Source organism: Bacillus sp. CH_70 (genome assembly GCF_038007045.1).
Lineage (GTDB): Bacteria > Bacillota > Bacilli > Bacillales > Bacillaceae_G > Bacillus_A > Bacillus_A cereus.
Map to the genome: position 1 here is coordinate 524,173 of NZ_JBBOWL010000001.1, position 17,517 is coordinate 541,689.

Consider the following 17,517-nt stretch of genomic DNA (forward strand, 5'->3'; position numbering starts at 1 on the left):
TGGTCCCGTGGTGTAGTGGTTAACATGCCTGCCTGTCACGCAGGAGATCGCCGGTTCGACCCCGGTCGGGCCGCCATTTTAATAAGGCTCGGTAGCTCAGTCGGTAGAGCAGAGGACTGAAAATCCTCGTGTCGGCGGTTCGATTCCGTCCCGAGCCACCATTTATTTCAATAAAATACGCCGGCTTAGCTCAATTGGTAGAGCAACTGACTTGTAATCAGTAGGTTGGGGGTTCAAGTCCTCTAGCCGGCACCATGTAAGTTTCGGAGGGGTAGCGAAGTGGCTAAACGCGGCGGACTGTAAATCCGCTCCTTCGGGTTCGGCAGTTCGAATCTGCCCCCCTCCACCATTTACATAGGGGCATAGTTTAAAGGTAGAACTGAGGTCTCCAAAACCTCCAGTGTGGGTTCGATTCCTACTGCCCCTGCCAAATATATTTACACAACATGGCGGTTGTGGCGAAGTGGTTAACGCACCGGATTGTGGCTCCGGCATTCGTGGGTTCGATTCCCATCAGTCGCCCCATTTTTATTTTAAAAATTACAAATAATTTAATTGATACTTACATATAATTAAGTAAGAATTCGATGGGCTATAGCCAAGCGGTAAGGCAACGGACTTTGACTCCGTCATGCGCTGGTTCGAATCCAGCTAGCCCAGCCATTTTTGCGGAAGTAGTTCAGTGGTAGAATACAACCTTGCCAAGGTTGGGGTCGCGGGTTCGAATCCCGTCTTCCGCTCCAATAAAATTTAATATGGCGGCATAGCCAAGTGGTAAGGCAGAGGTCTGCAAAACCTTTATCACCGGTTCAAATCCGGTTGCCGCCTTTTCTTTTGTGCCGATGTGGCGGAATTGGCAGACGCGCACGACTCAAAATCGTGTTCCTTCGGGAGTGTCGGTTCGACCCCGACCATCGGTATCATGAACGTCGTAAAAAAACTCTATACAATTAGTATAGAGTTTTTTTGTTTTCTTTTCATTACATGACAAAATAAGCACAAAAAGTGTACGGTGAGTAAACTGCGAAACATTAAAAGGATAAAAACAAACATTCAATTTTATCCTTTTAATTGCGGTATTTAGAGAGAATTTCTCCACCCGGTGACATGAAGTTAAATCCGACACCACCAGTAGATATTAGTACATTATCAACGGTTAAGTTTGTAATTTCTAAAAACTTCTTTTTAAACTCTTCTCTGTTGTACTTATACATTGTTGAGTGGCACGCCCACATTTGCGTTGAAGTACTTAACCAGTCCCCTAATTCCTTCAATTCAGGAAACGCCTCAAATTGGATTGGTTCATCTAATTTCATGAATCTTACTTGATAGATAGTTGGGTTTAACTTTTCTCCTATTCCTTTAAAAGCATGTGATTTTTTTCATTTGAATGTGTCATAATTCTCCCTTCATCTTTTCTTTAAATTTTTTCCTATTTTTATTATACAACAGCAGAAAGTAATTATAGGGATATTATGGAAATCAGTATCAGCAATATAAAAAGACTCTAATAGAAATCTTAGAGTCTTTTTTGTTAAATTATATTATGTGATGCTAAAATTCGTAATAAACTTAGGAATTCATGTATAATATAACTTGTCGAAAGAACAAAATGATAGTGATTTATATTATGTCTGTAATATGAATCAAAAATGAACTTTTTATATTTCTTTTAAAAATGTGTTGAACACACATTATATTTCATATTAATATTTTTATGTAGATTTAAAACGAGAAAGAGAGTGGAAAGTATGGGCCGTAAATGGAACAATATTAAAGACAAAAAAGCATCAAAAGATGCAAATACAAGCCGTATATACGCGAAATTTGGACGTGAAATTTATGTGGCGGCAAAACAAGGCGAGCCAGATCCAGAATCAAACCAAGCGCTTAGAGTCGTATTAGAACGTGCGAAAACATACAATGTACCAAGAACAATTATTGATCGTGCAGTTGAAAAAGCAAAAGGCGGTTCAGAGGAAAATTATGACGAGCTTCGTTATGAAGGATTTGGACCAAATGGAGCTATGGTTATTGTAGATACACTTACAAATAACGTAAACCGTACTGCAGCAGATGTACGAGCTGCATTTAGCAAAAACAGTGGTAACATGGGTGTAAACGGTTCTGTAGCTTACATGTTTGATGCGACAGCTGTTATCGGCCTTGAAGGTAAAACATCAGATGAAGTTCTTGAAATTTTAATGGAAGCAGATGTAGATGCACGTGACATTCTAGAAGAAGAAGATGCTGTTATCGTGTATGCTGAACCAGATCAATTCCATTCAGTACAATCTGCACTTAAAGGTGCTGGTGTTGAAGAATTTACAGTTGCAGAATTAACAATGCTTGCACAAAGTGATGTTACACTTCCTGAAGATGCTCAAGTACAATTTGAGAAAATGGTTGATGCATTAGAAGATTTAGAAGATGTACAACAAGTTTACCACAACGTAGACTTAGGAGAGTAATACGATGAAAGCCCCTGTTCGTTTAACGAATAGGGGCTTTTTTTATGAAGTTAATTAAGGTGATGAATTATTAAAGGTATTTTGGTGTAGATAGGGAATATGCTTATAGGGATATATGAAATAACCATTATTTCTAGGAGGCTTAGTATGGAACATAAGACACCAAAGCATATAGTTGCCGTAGCAGGTTATTTAACAAATGAGAAAAATGAAGTGTTATTAACAAAGGTACACTGGCGAGCTGATACGTGGGAAATGCCAGGAGGACAGGTAGAAGAAGGAGAAGCACTCGATCAAGCTGTCTGTAGGGAAATAAAAGAGGAAACAGGGTTAACGGTGAAGCCTATCGGAATTACCGGGGTTTATTATAATGCCTCTATGCACATTCTAGCTGTTGTTTTTAAAGTAGCATATGTGAGTGGCGAAATAAAAATTCAACCTGAAGAAATACAAGAGGCTAAATTTGTTGATTTAAATGAAGAGAACATAGATGAGTATATAACTCGTCCTCATATGAAATCCAGAACGCTTGATGCAATGAGAGCAACACATTGTATTCCGTATGAAACGTGGGAAGTACAGCCATATAATTTAATAGGAAGATTGTAAAGAAAAGAGTAGCTGATTTGAGATACATTCAAATCACTACTCTTTTTTGTATACTGTTTAAGAAAAAGGTCAAAATAATAATAGTGTTAGTATTGATTTATAGAACGTTTGTTCTGTATAATGTATATGTTATATACATTAAGATTACTAGATACTCAAAAGTACATATATTTGTAGATGATATAATTAAAGTGTAAAGTGAAAATATAATAGCCTTAAAGCTTACTCTGTGATTGGTTATTCGTGCATTAACATAATCTATATTCAATATTTCAGATGAATAGTAGATAAAAAAGGTCTGTGATACAATACTTTTTTACCCCGCTATTTGCCGGGAACGTGATTGGTGAGGGCTGATTAAAGTTTCACTTTATACCTTACAATGATGTAAGGTACGTGTAAGAGAAATCGATGGGATATTTTTTTACAACAATGTATTCTTAAAGTAAGAGTTATATGCTGTGTGGAAAAGAGGTGTTCAAGATGAAAGAACGAGTATTATCTAGGGTGAACTATCATCAAAAAGTTGCATTAAATCCACTGACTAAACTTTTTTATAAAGCCATTATATTATTATTATTGTTAAGTTGTACGTTATTATTCATTGGAAATGTAATGATTGAGAAAAGTGACATTAGTAAATTACATGTACCGGCTAATTTAGAGGTGCCAGAATCATTAACACATGCATTTATTGCGACAGAAGATAAAAGATTTTATCATCATAACGGTTTAGATTATATAGCAATTATTAGGGCCTCTGTTGAGAATATAAAGGCTGGTGGTGTCGTGCAAGGAGGAAGCACGATTACACAGCAGCTATCTAAAAATGCTTTTTTAACGAATGAGCGTACATTTTCTCGTAAGTGGAAAGAGATTTTTTATACGAAAAAAATTGAACGCACATTTACGAAGGATGAAATTTTAAAATTATATGTAAGTAACATTTATTATGGTGAAGGAGCATGGGGAATTGAAAAAGCAGCAAACCTTTACTTCGGTAAAAAGGTGAACCAATTAACGTTGGCTGAAAGTGCAATGATGGCTGCTGTAGTAAAAGCACCTGCTTATTACTCACCTGCCCAAAATTATGATAAAGCAGTAGAGAGACGAAATGTCGTTTTGAGACTAATGGAGAAAGAAGGCTATATAAGCCATGATGAGTATGTTCAAGCAGTTAGTGAGAAATTAGTAATTCGTCATGATATAAAAATAGAGCAGTCGATGTTAAATAGTGCGCGTAAAAAAGCAGTAAGTTAAGAGAAGTTCCTAAAGAGGAGCTTCTTTTTTTGAATAAATTGTGACAAATTGTGACACAATATCGTCACAATTATTGTGTTTTTGTAATTTATGTGAGCGTGTTCATTGCGTGACGTATATAAGTGTTGATATTATGTGTATTGTGTACAATGCTGTATACAGAATATGAAATTAAAGAGGAATGTATATGAAATCAAATAAACTCATGGCTCTTGGTATAGTTTTTTCTATCGCAGTATTGATTGTAATTGGAACAATTGCGTATAGCATCATAAATGACAAAAAAGATAAAGGGAATGAGATGTTTGCTTATTCTACGCAACAATCTTTAGGGAAAGATGATGCTCCAGTTAAGGTAGTTGAATTTGGAGACTTTAAATGTCCTGCTTGTCGTACTTGGGATGTAACAGTATTACCTCGATTAAAAGAAGAGTATATTGATAAAGGCAAAGTGCAGTTATATTTTATTAACTTCCCATTTATCGGAAAAGACTCGGATTTAGGTGCAGCAGCTGGTGAAGCAATTTATAAACAAGATAAAGATTCATTCTGGATTTTCTATGATGAGATTTATCAAAATCAAAAGAAAGATACGGAAGAATGGATTACAGAAGATTTGCTTCTTAGCATTGTGAAAGAGAAACTTCCAAAAGTTGATGTAGAACAATTTAAGAAAGATTTACACAGTAAAGAAATTACAGAAAAAGTACGTAAAGATTCAGATCGTGCTCAAAAATTAAAAGTTCAAGGTGCTCCTTCAGTATATGTAAACGGAAATCTTGCAAACCCTGATTTCGATAGTATGAAGAAGGCCATTGATAAAGAATTGAAAAAGTGATGAGGTCTCTCATCACTTTTTCGACTTTTTTCGATAAAATTCTTGCCTCTATTTTTTTAACATGCTATACTACTTTACATAAGTTATTCTAATATCTTATATGTAATTCATATTTGCGGGTGTAGTTTAGTGGTAAAACAAGAGCCTTCCAAGCTCTGGTCGAGAGTTCGATTCTCTTCACCCGCTCCAAATTTTATTAAATGTTTTTCTATAAATTGTGATCAACGCAGTGTTTCGTTTCCGAGATAAACGAGGCATTGCGTTTTTTAATGTTTGAAAAATATAATTACATGCGAAAATAGAAGTAAATAATAGTATTCCAAAAGTGAATTACTAACCAATAAAGTCGTTACATAAGGGATGATGGATTCATCTGAGGAGGCGATTAAGAGTGGATTTTGAAAAATTAAAGCAAGATGTAATTGCGTATAGTAAAACAATTGGCATAGATAAAATAGGCTTTGCGAGTGCTTCTCCTTTTGAGGAATTAAAGCAGCGCTTAATCCAGCAACAACAATTAAATTATCAATCTGGATTTGAAGAGCCTGATATAGAGAAGAGAACGAATCCGCAACTTTTATTACCGGGTGCTAAATCAATTATTGCGATTGCTTTAGCATATCCTTCAAAATTAAAAAATGCACCATTAAGTAAGCGTGGAGAACGCCGTGGAATTTTTTGCCGTGCTTCTTGGGGACAAGATTATCATCTTGTTTTACGAGATCGTTTGCAAAAATTAGAAGCATATTTAATTGAAAAACTTCCAGATATAGAAGTGAAGTCCATGGTTGATACAGGTGAATTAAGTGATCGAGCTGTATCAGAGCGTGCAGGCATTGGCTGGAGTGGGAAAAACTGTGCTATTATTACACCTGAATTCGGTTCGTACGTATACTTAGGGGAAATGATTACAAATGTTCCATTCCCGCCAGATAAGCCGATAGAAGATCAATGCGGGGGCTGTACGAAATGTATCGATATTTGTCCTACAGGTGCTTTAATACAGGGGGGACAGTTAGATTCGAAGAAGTGTATTGCGTTTTTAACACAGACGAAAGGATTCCTACCTGAAGAATATCGCGATAAAATAGGAAATCGTATATATGGATGTGATACGTGTCAGACTGTTTGCCCGAAAAATAAAGGAATGGATTTTCATAATCATCCTGAGATGGAGCCGAATCCTGAGCTAGTTAAACCATTATTAACGCCACTTTTAACAATTAGTAATCGTGATTTTAAAGAGAAATATGGGATTATGTCAGGGTCATGGAGAGGGAAAAAGCCACTGCAAAGAAATGCGATTTTAGCATTAGCACATTTTAAAGAAGCATCGGCAATTCCTGATTTAATTGGTGTTATGAAAGATGACCCAAGACCGGTATTGCGCGGAACGGCAGCATGGGCACTTGGGAAAATTGGGGGAGATGGAGTAGGCGAAGCGATTGAGAAAGCGATGGAACGTGAGAAAGATGAAGAAGTACTTCATGAAATGAAGCGCGGGCTTGAATTGTTAGCACAGAAAAAAGAGTAGATAATATTTCCCTTTTTCATATTGTAATATGGGAGGGAAACGAAATGGCTGTAAAAATGAATATTGAAAAGCAAGTACAACAGTTTTTAGCATATATCACAGAGAAACGAACAGAAGTGGATGGTATTGCTGAGGATTTACTACAAATGGCACAGAGAAAGAAACAATTGTTTCAAAGGCGTAGTGCACATATAGTGAAAGCAACTGCGGATGTTTCTTTCATTAGGCAATTAAATAGTAATGACCATCAAGAAATTGATTATCAAATACATTTTAAATATTTAATTAAGCATAAAGAATTATTTTATATTGAAGAGGAACAATTAAAACGAAGAGTTTGTTTAAATAATAGTCGGATTATAGGCGATTATGATATTGAAGTGTCAGAAGAAATTAGAATGGTTGAGACATTAGAAAGGGAAATTACGAAAGAGAAGTACGGTTCTTATCAATATAATCGTTTAGAGGCAGTGAAATATGCAGAGCGTTGGTGGGATGACCGAAATCCTATGTATCGTAATTTCCCTGATAATTGCACGAATTTCATTTCTCAATGTCTTCATACTGGAGAAGTACCTATGAACGGATATCCTAATATTCGTAAAGGATGGTGGCAAAGGGAGAATCAGTGGAGTTGGAGCTGGGCTGTTGCACATTCTTTTTATTGGTATTTGTCAGGTGCTACAACAGGACTTCGAGCAGAGGCGGTAGAGAGGCCAGAAGAACTTATTCTTGGAGATGTTATTGCTTATGATTTCGAGGATGACGGAAGATGGAATCATACGACGATTGTAGTAGCAAAAGATGCAGATGGTATGCCGCTTGTAAATGCACATTCAGCGAATAGCCGTCGACGTTATTGGAACTATGAAGACTCTAGTAAATATACACCACAAATGAAATATAAATTCTTTCATATTATTAATGGGTAGAGATTTTTCGCTCAAGTGGTATAATACGTAGTAGACAAAAAACAGAGGTGAATATCGCGTGGGAGTACATGTTGTTTTATATCAGCCAGAAATTCCAGCAAATACAGGGAATATTGCTCGTACTTGTGCAGCAACTGGAACAGAATTACATTTGATTAGACCGCTTGGATTTTCAACGGATGATAAAATGTTAAAGCGTGCCGGATTAGATTATTGGCAGCACGTGAAAATTACGTATTATGATTCAATTGAAGAATTTTATGAAAAAAATAAAGATGGTGAATTCTTCTATTTAACGAAGTATGGCGAGAAAGCTCATACAGCGTTTGACTATAGCAAGCGCGAGAAGGATTACTATTTTGTATTTGGAAGAGAAACAAACGGCTTACCAGCTAATGTAATCGAAGAAAACTTTGATCATTGTTTACGTATTCCAATGACAGATAAAGTACGTTCATTAAATTTATCTAATACAGCAGCAATTTTAATTTATGAAGCATTCCGTCAACAAAATTACCCTGGATTAGATTTAGAAATCGTTTATTAAAAGTCGCCATATGGCGACTTTTTTTTATAAAATAAAAATAATATGTAATCATACGTTTAAAAGAGAGGACATAATCATATAGAATGGGATATATGATTAAAAATAGATAAGACGGGTTGAGATAAATATGAAGGAAGAATATAGTAATCAAAATACCTTTTTAAGTATGATAGATATGGATTTAATTAGACAAGGGTTATTACATGCTATTCAAGATTTAGTATTTATATTGAAAGTTATTGATGATGAAACGTTTAAATATATGTATGTGAATAAAATAGGAATGGATTATGCTAGGTTAAGCGAAGAGTGCTATGGAAAAACTTTTGCAGAAGTATTACCAAAAGATATAGCGGGGATATTGCAAAGGCAATATGAAAAAGTAGTGAGAGAAGCGAAAGCACACACTTTTTGTGATGTAGTCAAATTACCAAAAGGTGAGATACATTATGAATCTTCACTTAATCCTGTCTGCGATGAAGAAGGAATATGTCAATTTGTTATTTGTATTACAAGAGATATTACAGCTCAAATTGAGGAGAAGACAGAGATAGAGGAAAAACAAATGTTATTTAAGTCGTTACTGGAATATAATAATGACTCAATTATATCTATAGATTCTATAGGGAGAGTTACATATGCAAATCCGGCAACGTATGAAATATTTGGATACCGGTATGAGGAATTAAATAATAAATTTATTTTTGAATTTATTAATAAAGAATATGAAAAAGATTTTCAAATTATATTTAAGGGATCGATGCAAGGAAAAGCAAAACAAATTGTTTCAAAGAAATATGTTCATAAAGAAGGGTACGAGCTATATATTTCTTTGAGAACTATCCCGATTATTGTGAACGGTGAAATTGTTGGAGTGTATATTGTTACGAGAGATGTTACAAGGCAAGTATTAAACGAAATGCGAACAGAATATTTAGCTTACTATGACCAGTTAACAGGATTAATGAATAGAATTTCATGTACAAATAAGTTAAATACTTTTTTAAAAGAGAGTATAAATTTTGCGCTTGTATTTATAGATTTAGATGAGTTTCATCGTATTAATGATACATTTGGTCATAAAGAGGGAGATAAAGTATTACAAAAAGTGACAGAATGTTTAAGCAATCTAAAAATAGAAGGTATGCACTTATTTAGAGAACACGATGATCAATTTGTTATGTTGATAGAAAATATAACGAAAGAATGTGTAGAGGAAGTTGCAAAAAGCATACTGAAAAATATTAGTGAATATTTTGTAATTGAGAAAGAAGATGTATATTTAAGTGCGTCAATTGGAATTGTAATGGCTCCAGCAGATGGAGAAGATGAAAAAATACTATTTCAGAGAGTCGATGCTGCCTTAGAAAAAGCAAAAGACAAAGGAAAAGGACATTATCATTTTTATTGTAGTGGATTAGACTGTGAGCGTGAACAAAGGTTTATAATAGAAAACCAGTTACATCGTGCTATAGAAAAAAATGAATTTTTCTTATATTATCAGCCACAAATTAATATTGAGACGAAAAAAATAGCTAGTATGGAAGCTTTAATAAGGTGGGAGAATAAGGAATTAGGATTTGTTTCTCCAAACCAATTTATTCCGTTGGCAGAAAGAACAGGATTTATTATTAAGCTCGATGAATGGGTAGTAAATCAAGTGTGTCAGCAACTGCGCGAATGGTTAAATAAAGGATATGAAGTGGTCCCAATTGCAGTTAATATTTCAGCTAGACACTTTCGCTCTATTACATTAATAGAGATGATTACACGGGCTTTAAATAAGTACAATGTACCAGCTCATTTATTAGCGATAGAGGTTACAGAAGGAGCTCTTATACATAAAGATATATCGAAGAGGGTGTTACTACAATTAAAAGAACAAAATTTAAAGATTCATTTAGATGATTTTGGAACAGGCTATTCATCTTTAAGTTACTTAAAAACATATCCAATTGATACTTTAAAAATTGATCGTTCTTTTATGGAAGGTATACATATAGATGAACGTGATACGAATATTACAGCTGCAATTATTCATTTAGCTCATACTTTAGAATTGAATGTAATTGCAGAGGGAGTAGAAAAAAAGGAGCAAATACAGTTTTTGAAAGAAAAGAATGTGAAGCTTGTACAAGGTTATTATTATAGCCGACCACTATCCAAATATGATATGGAAAATATGTATTATAAATAATGCATAAAAAAATGATGTGCTAAAAGCACATCATTTTTTATGTGTACCTGGTTTGTCATTGTAACCGGATGTAAAAATAGCTGTAAGAAATGTGAGTGATACACCTAAAATTAATAATAATTTCATACTAATATCCTCCTTACTTTTTTCGGTTCACGAGTTTTATTTATTACCCAAAATGTATGTAAGGTTCTTAGAAGAAAAGAATTTATTTATAATGAATAGCAGTGTAAAAACGTTAATACCTATATTATACAGAATTTTCTTTGAATTTTGGAGAGAATTTTAGCGTGCTATTATATATTTCGTTTTGATTTAAAGAATGTTTAAGGACATCCTAGCATACCTTTTATAATAATCCGATTGAACAAGGAGATGGGGGAGGAGCTATAATGGATATTCTAAAAAAGATTGAACAGCATCGAGCAGCAGAAGAACGTTTACAATGGGAAGGTACGTTTGCGGAGTATTTGGAGCTTGTGAAAGAAAGACCATGGGTGGCTCAAACAGCACACTCTCGCATTTACAATATGATAAAAGATGCCGGAATTGAAGAAGTTGATGGTAGAAGAAAGTATAACTTCTTTAGTAATCAGCTCTTTGGATTAGAGGATGCTCTAGAACGCCTTGTAGAGGAGTATTTTCATCCATCTGCAAAACGATTAGATGTTAGAAAAAGAATTTTATTATTAATGGGTCCTGTTAGTGGAGGGAAATCAACGTTAGTTACGATGTTGAAACGAGGATTAGAAACATATTCAAGAACAGATCGCGGAGCAATTTTTGCAATTAAAGGATGCCCAATGCACGAGGATCCACTGCATTTAATTCCACATCATTTACGAGATGATTTCTTTGATGAGTATGGGGTTAGAATTGAAGGGAATTTATCACCACTAAATGTCATGCGTTTAGAGCAAGAATACGGATCAAGAATTGAGGATGTAGTTGTAGAGCGTATTTTCTTCTCTGAAGATCGCCGTACAGGGATTGGTACATTTAGCCCGTCTGATCCAAAATCACAGGATATTGCAGATTTAACAGGTAGTCTGGACTTTTCTACGATTGCAGAATATGGTTCAGAATCAGATCCGCGTGCGTATCGATTTGATGGAGAATTAAATAAGGCAAACCGAGGAATGATGGAGTTCCAAGAGATGTTAAAATGCGATGAGAAGTTTTTATGGCACTTATTATCGCTTACGCAAGAAGGGAATTTCAAAGCGGGAAGATTTGCGCTTATTTCAGCAGATGAATTAATTGTAGCGCATACGAATGAAACAGAGTATCGCTCATTTATAGCAAATAAGAAAAATGAAGCATTGCACTCAAGAATTATTGTAATGCCAGTTCCTTATAATTTACGAGTAAGTGAAGAAGAACATATTTATGAAAAAATGATTCGTGAAAGTGATGTATCGAATGTTCACATTGCACCACACACACTTCGCGTTGCAGCAATGTTCACTATTTTAACTCGTTTAAAAGATCCGAAGCGTCCGGATATTGATTTAATTAAAAAGATGCGTTTGTATGATGGAGAAACGGTAGAAGGTTATAATGCGATTGATGTAGAAGAATTACAACGCGAATATCAAGATGAAGGTATGAAGGGTATTGATCCTCGTTATGTCATTAACCGAATTTCGTCTACAATCATTCGAAAAGAGGTACCATCTATTAACGCGTTAGATGTACTTAGATCTTTAAAAGATGGGCTAGATCAGCATCCATCCATTAGTAATGAAGACCGTGAACGTTACATGAACTTCATCTCATTAGCGAGAAAAGAATACGATGAAATCGCGAAGAAAGAAGTACAAAAAGCGTTTGTTTATTCATATGAAGAATCAGCTAAGACGCTTATGGATAATTACTTAGATAACGTTGAGGCGTACTGCAATAAATCGAAATTACGTGATCCGTTAACAGGAGAAGAAATGAGTCCAGATGAAAAATTAATGCGCTCAATTGAAGAGCAAATTGGAATTTCAGAAAATGCTAAGAAAGCGTTCCGTGAAGAGATTTTAATTCGCATTTCTGCTTATGCCCGTAAAGGAAAACGCTTTGATTATAATTCACATGAACGTCTTCGTGAAGCGATTCAGAAAAAACTATTTGCTGATTTAAAAGATATAGTGAAAATTACAACATCAACGAAAACGCCGGACGAAAATCAGCTTAAGAAAATCAATGATGTTGTTGCGCGTTTAATTGATGAGCATGGTTATAATTCTTCTTCAGCAAATGAATTACTACGCTATGTAGGTAGCTTGTTAAACCGATAGTTTGATAACAAAACGCTGTCTCTTGTATTTTGCGGGACAGCGTTTTATTATCCGTTCATATGTGTGTAAAGTGTCATACCTTGTCCAAATGTAATAAATTAAGATGCAATTTGATGAATTTATTGTCAATTATTTTTACAATATGCATATGATAGAGTAACCAACCATTCATACGAAAAAAGCCAACACAATACAATATGTTGCAAAGTAAAAATGTGTGCAACAATGCATTGTGTTTCTTTCTTATCAGTGGCTGAATATTTCTTTCTATTATGTGAGTGGCAAAATTTTGTTTAGGATGCTCGGGGTATTGTATGAAAAACGTTATAAATGTTTATGGGATGATTTTCTATGGGCAGTTACCTTTCAAATATTCTAGCTTGCACATTACAGAACAAAATTTGTAGCTTGCTGTTCATACAGGAAGACAATTACAGTAAGGAGGGAAAGGAATGGGCGAAGAAAATCAACCAAATTATACGATTTCACAGGAAAACTGGTCCCTCCATCGCAAAGGATATGACGACCAACAGCGCCATCAAGAAAAAGTACAAGAGGCAATTAAGAATAATTTACCCGATCTTGTAACAGAAGAAAGTATAGTTATGTCTAATGGCAAGGATGTTGTAAAAATACCAATTCGTTCTCTAGATGAATATAAGATTAGATACAATTATGATAAAAATAAACATGTAGGGCAAGGAAACGGTGACAGCAAAGTTGGTGATGTCGTTGCGAGAGATGGATCAGGTGGTCAAAAACAAAAAGGGCCAGGAAAAGGGCAAGGAGCAGGAGATGCAGCTGGGGAAGATTACTATGAAGCTGAAGTCTCTATTTTAGAATTAGAGCAAGCGTTTTTCAGAGAGTTAGAGCTGCCTAATTTAAAGAGAAAAGAAATAGATGAAAACCGGATTGAACATGTTGAATTTAATGACATTAGAAAAACAGGATTATGGGGAAATATCGATAAGAAACGAACAATGATATCCGCATATAAACGAAATGCGATGCGTGGTAAAGCATCTTTCCATCCAATTCATCAAGAAGATTTAAAGTTCCGTACTTGGAATGAAGTATTAAAGCCAGATTCAAAGGCTGTTGTCTTAGCGATGATGGATACGAGTGGATCGATGGGAATGTGGGAGAAGTATATGGCACGTAGCTTCTTTTTCTGGATGACAAGATTTTTACGCACAAAGTATGAAACAGTTGATATTGAATTTATTGCTCATCATACAGAAGCGAAAGTCGTTACAGAAGAAGAATTCTTTTCAAAAGGAGAAAGTGGTGGAACAATCTGCTCCTCCGTATACAAAAAAGCACTCGAGCTAATCGATAATAAATATTCACCAGACCGCTATAATATTTATCCATTCCATTTTTCAGATGGTGATAATTTAACATCAGATAATGCTAGATGTGTAAAGCTTGTGGAAGAATTAATGAAGAAATGTAATATGTTTGGATATGGGGAAGTGAACCAATACAATCGCCACAGTACACTCATGTCAGCCTATAAAAATATTAAAGATGAAAACTTTAGATACTATATTTTAAAGCAAAAAGCAGACGTATTTCATGCGATGAAAAGCTTTTTTAGAGAAGAATCAGGTGAGAAAATGGCATAACCTCTTTCAAAGAGGTTCTTTTTTTGTAAACTTTTTATTTTTTTAGTTGACAATGATAATGAAAATCATTATCATTTATTCGAGAAATGATTACATTTCGAATTATATATTTCAGAGGAGATGTAAAGTTGAAACAAAATAAAAGAAAACGTATAAATGCAATGATTATAGCGGCGGCGTTATCACTTCCGTTTGCTGTGTATTCAACACCTGCTTTAGCGGCAGTAGCAATTGAGACGAATAAAACGGGACAAGGTTTAGAAGATGGTACATATGACGCTGTTATTAAAGCCTATAAAGATAAAACGAATGAAGAGTCTATGGCAGCTGTTTATATAAAGGATCCGAAATTAACAATTGAGAATGGAAAGAAAATTGTAACAGCAACGTTAAGTGATAGTGATTTCTTTCAATACTTGAAAACAGAGGATATTCATACTCCAGGTGTGTTTCATGATGTGAAAGTAATATCAGAAGATAAAAAGAAAAATGGAACGAAAGTGATTCAGTTTGAAGTAGGGGAATTAGGAAAAAGGTATAATATGCGAATGCATATTTATATTCCAACAATGGCCTATGATAATAAGTACCAAGTACAGTTTGAAGTAAATACATTGAATTTAGAGAACAATGTTCCAGAAAAACAAAAGGAAAATAAAGAGGAGCAACAAGATGAAAACGGAAATGTAATATTAGATAAGCAATTACAAAAATATATTAATAAATATAACTTAAATAGAGATAATGTAGATGCGCCAATCACAAAGAAAGATTTATTACAAATTAAAACATTATCCATTTATTCAGGAAAAGGAATAACTGAAATAACTGGTTTAGAGTATATGACAAACTTAGAGAAGTTGACGTTACGAGAGTCTAATGTAAAAGACATATCAGCCATCTCGAAATTGAGAGGTTTGAAGTACGTTGATTTAACGTCTAATTCAATTGAAAGTATTCACCCAATTGAGCAGTTAGAGAATATTAATATGCTTTTTTTAAGAGATAATAAAATTTCTGATCTTACACCATTAAGTAAAATGAAAAAAATTAAAACATTAGATTTAATCGGTAATAACATTAAAGATATCCAGCCATTATTTACATTATCAACTATGAAACAATTATACTTAGCAAATAATCAAATCAGTGATCTTACGGGAATTGATCGATTAAATAATGTGGAACTATTATGGATAGGGAACAATAAAATTAATAATGTTGAATCTATTAGTAAAATGAGTAATCTTATTGAACTAGAAATTTCTGATAGTGAAATAAAAGATATATCATCACTATCTCAATTAGGAAATTTACAAGTGCTGAATTTAGAAGAGAATTATATCTCTGATATATCGCCGTTGAGCACTTTAACAAATTTACATGAGATAAATCTTGGAGCAAATGAAATTTTTGACGTAAGGCCTGTTGAGGAATTAGGTAAGCGAATTTCAATTGACATTCAAAGACAAAAAATCTTTTTAAATGAAGCAAGTGTAGATGAAGAAATAAAAATCCCAGTATACAACCTTAAAGGAGAGCCACTTCAAAATATTAATCTACAAAGTGAGGGGGCTACTCTGAATAACGGATTTATAAAATGGAATAGTCCTGGAGAAAAAATATATGAATTTAAACTAGATACTAATTCTACTGAAAGTAAAATAAGATTTAATGGCACGGTTATACAGAATATAGTTGAAAAACAAAAAGAAAGTCAAAATGTAATTCTCGATAAAACTTTACAACAACATATTAATAAAGAGAATTTAGGTAGAGAGAATGTAAACGCTCCTATCACAAAAGAAGATTTATTACAGATTAAAAAATTAGAGATACTTAAAGAAAAAGGAAATGAGATAAAAGATATAACAGGTTTAGAATACATGACGAACTTAGAAAAACTCACTTTAGAAGGAGTAGGCCTGAAAAATATTGAGTTTATCTCAAACTTGAAACAATTGAATAATGTGAATGTATCTCATAATCAAATTGAAGATATAACACCACTATCTTCATTGGAAAATTTACAGTGGTTAAATCTTGCGGACAATCATATTAAAGATGTAACGGTTATTGGTTCCATGCTAAACTTATTTAGCTTAAATTTAGCTGGAAATGAGATTCGTGATGTAAGGCCGTTAATACAATTAGGTCAGTGGTTTACAATTGATGTTGGAAGACAAAATATCATTTTAAATGATGCAAAAATAAACGAAGAAATTCAAGTTCCTGTATATGATTTAGAAGGAGAAAGTATTGAAAATATTCAATTGGTAAGTGAGGGAGGGACGTTTAATAACGGAGTAATAAAATGGAGTACCCCAGGTGAAAAGGTGTATAAATTTGATTTAGATTCTGATGAAATTAGCATAAGGTTTAACGGAACAGTTATACAGAATATAGTGGAAAAAGAAGAAGAAAAAGAGCCGGTAAAAGAAATTGAAGAAACAAAAGAAGAAGTGAAAGAGCCGGTAAAAGAAGTTGAAGAAACAAAAGAAGAAGAAAAAGAGCCGGTAAAAGAAGTTGAAGAAACAAAAGAAGAAGTGAAAGAGCCAGTAAAAGAAGTTGAAGAAACAAAAGAAGAAGAAAAAGAACCAACAAAAGAAGTTGAAGAAACAAAAGAAGAAGTGAAAGAACCGGTAAAAGAAGTTGAAGGTACAAAAGAAGAAGTGAAAGAACCGATAAAAGAAGTTGAAGGTACAAAAGAAGAAGTGAAAGAACCGATAAAAGAAGTTGAAGGTACAAAAGAAGAAGTGAAAGAACCGGTAAAAGAAGTTGAAGGTACAAAAGAAGAAGTGAAAGAACCGGTAAAAGAAGTAAAAGAGGAAGTAAAAGAGGAAGTAAAAGAGCCAACGAAAGAAGTTGAAGAAGCGAAAGAGGAAGTGGACGAGCCAACAACAGGAGTTGAAGGATCGAAAGCGGAGGTAAAAGAAACAGGAAAAGAAATTGAAGGTTCAAAAGACGCGGTAAATCAATCAGCAGTAGTCCAAGAACAAAACGTGAATAATCAAGTTGTGAAAGAAAATAAACCAGCTGTTAATAAGCAAGAAGAAAGTAAGAAATCATTAGGAGCAACAGGTGGACAAGAGAATACATCAACATTACTTTCAGGCATAGCGTTAGTTCTTTCAGCACTGAGTATGTTTGTATTTAGAAAGAGATTATTTAAGAAATAAAAAACGTTTTATCTTATTATAACGTAAGATGATT

The 17,517-nt window shown here is 34.1% G+C and carries 11 protein-coding genes, 11 tRNA genes and 1 pseudogene; 22 read left to right on the forward strand and 1 reads right to left on the reverse strand.

What is annotated here, in order from left to right; translation table 11 throughout:
* Nucleotide 1: 1 nt before the first annotated feature.
* The 10 genes from N2V79_RS02680 (at nt 2) to N2V79_RS02725 (ending at nt 920) form a co-directional block, all read left to right on the forward strand.
* A tRNA-Asp gene (locus N2V79_RS02680) sits at nt 2–76 on the forward strand.
* 9 nt (nt 77–85) lie between these two features.
* Nucleotides 86–161, forward strand: a tRNA-Phe gene (locus N2V79_RS02685).
* Nucleotides 162–179: 18 nt separating this feature from the next.
* Nucleotides 180–255: transfer RNA gene (locus N2V79_RS02690), tRNA-Thr, on the forward strand.
* A 10-nt stretch (nt 256–265) separates the two neighbouring features.
* Nucleotides 266–349: transfer RNA gene (locus N2V79_RS02695), tRNA-Tyr, on the forward strand.
* Nucleotides 350–356: 7 nt separating this feature from the next.
* Nucleotides 357–430: transfer RNA gene (locus tag N2V79_RS02700), tRNA-Trp, on the forward strand.
* Between the two features lie 19 nt (nt 431–449).
* Nucleotides 450–525: transfer RNA gene (locus N2V79_RS02705), tRNA-His, on the forward strand.
* A gap of 63 nt (nt 526–588) precedes the next feature.
* Nucleotides 589–663: transfer RNA gene (locus N2V79_RS02710), tRNA-Gln, on the forward strand.
* A gap of 5 nt (nt 664–668) precedes the next feature.
* Nucleotides 669–743 (forward strand) — tRNA-Gly (locus N2V79_RS02715).
* Nucleotides 744–757: 14 nt separating this feature from the next.
* A tRNA-Cys gene (locus tag N2V79_RS02720) sits at nt 758–828 on the forward strand.
* Nucleotides 829–838: 10 nt separating this feature from the next.
* Nucleotides 839–920 (forward strand) — tRNA-Leu (locus N2V79_RS02725).
* A 160-nt stretch (nt 921–1,080) separates the two neighbouring features.
* On the opposite strand, the pseudogene N2V79_RS02730 reads toward N2V79_RS02725, so the two are convergent.
* Nucleotides 1,081–1,399 (reverse strand): annotated as a pseudogene (locus tag N2V79_RS02730) (DUF3884 family protein).
* A gap of 352 nt (nt 1,400–1,751) precedes the next feature.
* Here N2V79_RS02730 and N2V79_RS02735 point away from each other — a divergent pair.
* The 12 genes from N2V79_RS02735 to N2V79_RS02790 all read left to right on the forward strand — a co-directional run bounded on the left by N2V79_RS02735 (nt 1,752) and on the right by N2V79_RS02790 (nt 17,483).
* A complete protein-coding gene (locus N2V79_RS02735) occupies nt 1,752–2,471 on the forward strand; it encodes a YebC/PmpR family DNA-binding transcriptional regulator (protein ID WP_000532949.1) in 720 nt (239 codons plus the stop codon).
* A gap of 147 nt (nt 2,472–2,618) precedes the next feature.
* On the forward strand, nt 2,619–3,080 hold the full coding sequence (locus N2V79_RS02740) for an NUDIX hydrolase (RefSeq protein WP_000400463.1): 462 nt from the start codon (nt 2,619–2,621) through the stop codon (nt 3,078–3,080).
* A gap of 483 nt (nt 3,081–3,563) precedes the next feature.
* Nucleotides 3,564–4,340, forward strand: coding sequence for a transglycosylase domain-containing protein (locus N2V79_RS02745; protein WP_197241409.1), 777 nt, complete (start codon nt 3,564–3,566; stop codon nt 4,338–4,340).
* Nucleotides 4,341–4,527: 187 nt separating this feature from the next.
* A complete protein-coding gene (locus tag N2V79_RS02750; RefSeq protein ID WP_000841308.1) occupies nt 4,528–5,178 on the forward strand; it encodes a DsbA family protein in 651 nt (216 codons plus the stop codon).
* Between the two features lie 115 nt (nt 5,179–5,293).
* A tRNA-Gly gene (locus N2V79_RS02755) sits at nt 5,294–5,367 on the forward strand.
* Nucleotides 5,368–5,569: 202 nt separating this feature from the next.
* Nucleotides 5,570–6,712 (forward strand): tRNA epoxyqueuosine(34) reductase QueG, encoded by a 1,143-nt coding sequence (gene queG / locus N2V79_RS02760; RefSeq protein WP_340719548.1) that lies wholly within the window; start codon nt 5,570–5,572, stop codon nt 6,710–6,712.
* Between the two features lie 44 nt (nt 6,713–6,756).
* Entirely contained in the window at nt 6,757–7,644 is an 888-nt protein-coding gene (locus tag N2V79_RS02765) for an amidase domain-containing protein (RefSeq protein WP_088024624.1), read from the forward strand.
* Nucleotides 7,645–7,702: 58 nt separating this feature from the next.
* Nucleotides 7,703–8,191 carry a tRNA (uridine(34)/cytosine(34)/5-carboxymethylaminomethyluridine(34)-2'-O)-methyltransferase TrmL gene (gene trmL, locus N2V79_RS02770; protein WP_000538147.1) on the forward strand — a complete coding sequence of 163 codons (489 nt, stop codon included), beginning with the start codon at nt 7,703–7,705 and terminating at the stop codon, nt 8,189–8,191.
* Nucleotides 8,192–8,318: 127 nt separating this feature from the next.
* Complete coding sequence (locus N2V79_RS02775) at nt 8,319–10,388, forward strand: sensor domain-containing protein (RefSeq protein WP_016513613.1); 2,070 nt, start codon at nt 8,319–8,321, stop codon at nt 10,386–10,388.
* A 392-nt stretch (nt 10,389–10,780) separates the two neighbouring features.
* A complete protein-coding gene (locus tag N2V79_RS02780) occupies nt 10,781–12,676 on the forward strand; it encodes a PrkA family serine protein kinase (protein ID WP_000353273.1) in 1,896 nt (631 codons plus the stop codon).
* A 452-nt stretch (nt 12,677–13,128) separates the two neighbouring features.
* On the forward strand, nt 13,129–14,304 hold the full coding sequence (yhbH, locus tag N2V79_RS02785; protein ID WP_000503516.1) for a sporulation protein YhbH: 1,176 nt from the start codon (nt 13,129–13,131) through the stop codon (nt 14,302–14,304).
* A gap of 128 nt (nt 14,305–14,432) precedes the next feature.
* Nucleotides 14,433–17,483, forward strand: coding sequence for a leucine-rich repeat domain-containing protein (locus N2V79_RS02790; protein ID WP_340719549.1), 3,051 nt, complete (start codon nt 14,433–14,435; stop codon nt 17,481–17,483).
* Nucleotides 17,484–17,517: the final 34 nt, after the last annotated feature.